The organism is Streptomyces sp. NPDC107521 (genome assembly GCF_055598485.1).
In genome coordinates, this window is the sequence record NZ_JBVKAT010000052.1 from 1 (window position 1) to 2,461 (window position 2,461).

Below are 2,461 nucleotides of genomic sequence, written 5' to 3' on the forward strand. Positions count from 1 at the left end.
TGGGCGTCACCCAGTCCATGGGCCGAGTCGGCTCGTGCTTCGACAACGCCGTCAGCGAGGCGTTCAACAGCGTCCTGAAGGTCGAGTACGTCCACCGTCACACATTCCGCACCCGCACCGAGGCCCGGATCATGGATCGCCACCTGGATCACCGACTTCTACAACACCCGCCGACTACACAGCGTGTGCGGGTTCAAGAGCCCGATCGACTACGAAAACGAGTACTGGGCCGGCCTCACCGTGGGACTGGCTGCATAGGAAGGACTCCACAGTTCGAGGGGATTGACACTCTGGCCGGGGCAGTACTGTGCCTCGGGAGCGTCTCCGGCGAGAAGACACATACGTACCTAGCCCGGCACCAGGCCCCGCCGTGCGACCCAGGGGGAGGGGACGTGAAGCGGCAGACCGCCGCGCTGCGCGCGTCGGCTTCGGCGCCCTCCCCGAGCCGGAACAGGCAGCCTCGATCGCGCACGCCCGCAGTGCCTCTTCCTGAACCTGATGTCGTCTCGTGAGGCAGAAGAGAAGGTGTTAGCCGGTACGGGCCTGCTGTGCCCCTTGTTCCGCATCTACGGTCTGATATCAGGCAAGACTGCCTGACTGATAGCCAGTTGGGATGTATGCAAAGAGAGGGAGAACTCATGCGGATAAGGACCATGGCAGGTGTGATCGCTGCCAGTATGAGATGACTGCCGCGAGCCCTGCGACGGCTCTGGCCGAACCGCCGCCGAATCCGGACCCGCCGGACATCAAGGTGACTACGCAGGACTCCAGTCCGGCAGCCATCACAGACTGCGTCTTCTACGCCTCCGAGCCCATCCACAGCGCCTCCCGGATGACCGGTACCGGAGGCATCGGGTCATGCTCGGGCGGGCCCGTGGCCTGTACGAGTGAGGTGGACCTCGAGCTGTACAACGAGCACTCGAACAGGTGGATGGCGATCGGGACCGCGCGTCAGGCCAACTGCGCGCCGCCGCTGCGGTCGTCGACCGCAGCGCAGGAATGCGTGCACCACTCCGGCGAGCCGACCGCTGCCTTCCGCACCACGACGTACGGAACCCTTGTGAGCAAGGGCGGCTCCCATGGCTCGGGGACGGCGAACAGCCCCGTACTGTACGTGCCCTGGGTGTAGGGGGAAGCTGGCGGGCCTGCGTCTGTTTTCAGGCGTGCCACCCGTTGGAGAGAGGAACGGCCATGACCTCGGATCACGACATGGTGTGGCGTCGGTGCGTTCGCCTTGGCCGTGTCCTGCTGCCGTTGGTGGACCAGGAGCCGTGGCGCCAGGATCGTCGCCGCGAAAACCTGTGGGCCTGGGGCATCGACACAGCAGTGGGAGAGCGGCTGATCGAGATCGTCACGGCCTTGGCGGCCCATGCTGCCGCTGCGGACGCTTCCGTGCCCGCAGCGGAATTCGACACCCTGGCCGTCAGGACCGTGGCCGAAGCGGCGATCGGCAAGCAGGATTTCGAACTGCTCGCCGGGCTCCCGGGCACCTTTGTTGACAAGCGCGACGAACACGCTCTCAGAGTCTTCCGCCTTTACGCCTACGAGGGTGACCAGTACAGCCTTCAGCTCATCCGGCTGAGCAGGGCAGTACGACATGCACTGGTCGTCCTTGCCGAACGCTCGCCGACACCGTGCCCCAAGTGCGGGGATGTCTTCCACCGGGCCGCCGAGGCCGGTCTGCCACGATAGTCATGGAGATCAGATCATGCTGCGGTGCGCTCCGGCCGAACGAGTAGCCGGCGCCGAGCAGTTACGGGACGCTCTCACACAATGGCGAGCGATCCCTTCCTGACAGGCGCAGCAGAACAGTCCGGTCGCCCATCGTCTCAGGAACAGAGCACGCCGGCGGGCAGGCCACGCCCGAGGGTTCGGACTCAAACGAGGGCCGCCCGGGGATCCGGGTGGCCCTCGTGCCTTCCTCCACCCCGGCTTCACACCACACCGGGGCGGAGGGGATACCCGGGCAGGCGTCGGCCCTCCCGTGGGGAGACCGGGAGGGACGGCCCGGCCTACCGCTTGTTGTGCCAGCGGCCGGCGCTGCTGATGCCGCGGGCGAGCCCGACTGTGCGCGGCGTGGCGCAGTAGGCCCTCCCCCTTGCCGGTGACGCGCTGCGCGGGGATCCCGGCATGGGTGAGCTCCACCTGCCCGGGCTGGTCTGTGCCTGGCGGCCGTCAGCGCCCCCGTCGTCTGCGGCCGGTGACACGGCTTCATACGGGCTCACAAGGTGAGCGCGGACTGAACCCACGGGAACCTCACCCTGAGGTTCCCCGCATCTCGGGGGAACCTCAGGGCTGCACCTGGCCTCGACGAACTCGGTTCCCGCGGTGACCGGACTGGTCGAGGTGCGCGATCGACTCGGTTAAGAAGTCATCTCATTTGGATGGAGTCGGTAGGCTGTCGGTCATGGTGGGGATCGTTGAGCGGCTGGTGCCGGATGAGTTGTGGGAGTTGTTTCAG

The 2,461-nt window shown here is 66.4% G+C and carries 2 protein-coding genes; both read left to right on the forward strand.

Going from position 1 to position 2,461, the window contains the following annotated elements; translation table 11 throughout:
- The first annotated feature begins 874 nt into the window (after window positions 1–874).
- Entirely contained in the window at window positions 875–1,129 is a 255-nt protein-coding gene (locus ACZ7LB_RS31905; protein WP_471473178.1) for a hypothetical protein, read from the forward strand.
- Window positions 1,130–1,191: 62 nt separating this feature from the next.
- Window positions 1,192–1,692, forward strand: a complete 501-nt coding sequence (locus tag ACZ7LB_RS31910; protein WP_471473180.1) for a hypothetical protein — start codon at window positions 1,192–1,194, stop codon at window positions 1,690–1,692.
- The last annotated feature ends 769 nt before the right edge of the window (window positions 1,693–2,461 follow it).